Source organism: Dietzia sp. DQ12-76, assembly GCF_014145045.1.
In the GTDB taxonomy this organism is placed as follows: Bacteria; Actinomycetota; Actinomycetes; order Mycobacteriales; family Mycobacteriaceae; genus Dietzia.
Genome location: NZ_JAALDV010000309.1, coordinates 1 through 1514 on the forward strand (window position 1 = coordinate 1; position 1514 = coordinate 1514).

The 1514-nt window shown below is 70.5% G+C and carries 2 protein-coding genes; one reads left to right on the top strand and one right to left on the bottom strand.

Annotated features, from left to right (window positions below):
• Positions 1–8: 8 nt before the first annotated feature.
• Positions 9–1130 carry a biotin synthase BioB gene (bioB, locus tag G6019_RS11025; protein WP_182613422.1) on the bottom strand — a complete coding sequence of 374 codons (1122 nt, stop codon included), beginning with the start codon at positions 1128–1130 and terminating at the stop codon, positions 9–11.
• Between the two features lie 118 nt (positions 1131–1248).
• Between bioB and G6019_RS11030 the strand changes: the two genes are divergently transcribed.
• Positions 1249–1514: TetR family transcriptional regulator (locus G6019_RS11030; RefSeq protein WP_182627591.1), on the top strand; the 266-nt coding region annotated here is incomplete at its 3' end.

Genomic DNA, 1514 nt, shown 5'->3' on the forward strand with positions numbered 1-1514 from the left:
CGGACATGTCAGGCGTTCGCGGGCTCGCTGGTGCCGGCACCGCGCGTGCGGATGGCCACCTTCTTCTCCTGCGTGGCCGGCGCGGCGGGAGCCGTGACAGGGGCGGCGGCGTGGGTGACCTCGCCCGCCCCGGCGGCATCCTCCCTCTGCAGCACCTCGAGGCCGGCGTCGGCGATCATCTGCAGGTCCTCACCGCCGGGCTGGCCCTCGGAGGTGAGGTAGTCGCCGAGGAACAGCGAGTTGGCCACGTAGAGGCCCATGCCCTGGAGGTAGCCGAGGTGGCGCTCGCGGCCGGCGGCCATCCGGATCTCGGTGTCGGGGGCGACGAACCGCACCATCGCGAGGATGCGCAGGCAGTCGCGCGGGTTGAGCGTGTCCACGCCCTCGAGGGGGGTGCCGTCGAAGGGCAGCAGGAAGTTCACCGGGATTGAGTCGACGCCCTTGGCGCGCAGGTCGAAGGCCAGCTCGACCAGCTGCTCGCGGGTCTCGCCCATGCCGGCGATGAAGCCCGAGCACGCCGACAGGCCCGCGCCGTGCGCCTGGCTCACGGTGTGCTCGCGGTCGGCGTAGGTGTGGGTCGTGCAGATCTCCTCGTAGTGGCTCTCCGCCGTGTTGAGGTTGTGGTTGTAGGCGTCGGCGCCGCTCGCGCAGAGCTTCTCGGCCTGGCCGTCCTTGAGCGCGCCGAGGCAGGCGCACACCTCGACGCCCGGGGTGTCGGACTTGATGGCCTCGATGATGTCGGAGACCTTGCCGACCTCGCGGTTGCTCGGGCCTGTGCCGCTGGCGACCAGGCACACGCGCGAGGCCCCGGCGGCGATTCCCGCCTTGGCCGCGGTGACGGCCTCGTCCGTGTTCAACCAGGTGTACCGCAGGATGCCGGCGGTGGAGTTGAGGCGCTGCGAGCAGTAGAAGCAGTCCTCCGGGCACAGGCCGCTCTTGAGGTTGACCAGGTAGTTGACCTTGACCTTGTTGCCGAAGTGCTCGAACCGCAGCCGGGACGCGGCCGCGACCACCTCCATGAGCTCGGCGTCCGATGAGTCGAGCACGGCGAGCGCCTCGGTCGCGTCGATCGCCCCGCCGTCGAGAATGCGGTCCGCGAGCTCGTGCCAACGGGTGGTCGTGGTGGCCATGGTTCCTCCTGAACGCCGTTCATTGAACGCCGTTAAGGTAGCGGGAATTCGCCGACTTGTACAGCGTTCAGGTTGCAGGCGCGTCGGAGCGGCGGGCGGGGCGATAGGGTGACCTGTCGTGGCACTCACCAAGTCGGCCGTCGTCGACACCGCGCTCGGACTCCTGCACGAGGCGGGGTTGCCCGGCATGTCCATGCGCACCCTCGCGACCCGGCTGAACGTCCAGCCGAGCGCGCTGTACTGGCACTTCCCGTCCAAGCAGGCGCTGCTCACCGCTGTCGCCGAACGGGTCCTGGCGGAGGTGGCCCCGGTGGAGGCCGGCGAGTCGGCCGCCGACGAGTTGCGCGGCGTGACCCGCGCGCTGCGGAACGCCGTCGCGGGAGT

What these genes read in the sequence shown, in the direction of transcription:
- bioB (WP_182613422.1), bottom strand. Translation starts at nt 1,130, where the DNA reads ATGGCCACCACGACCACCCGTTGGCACGAGCTCGCGGACCGCATTCTC.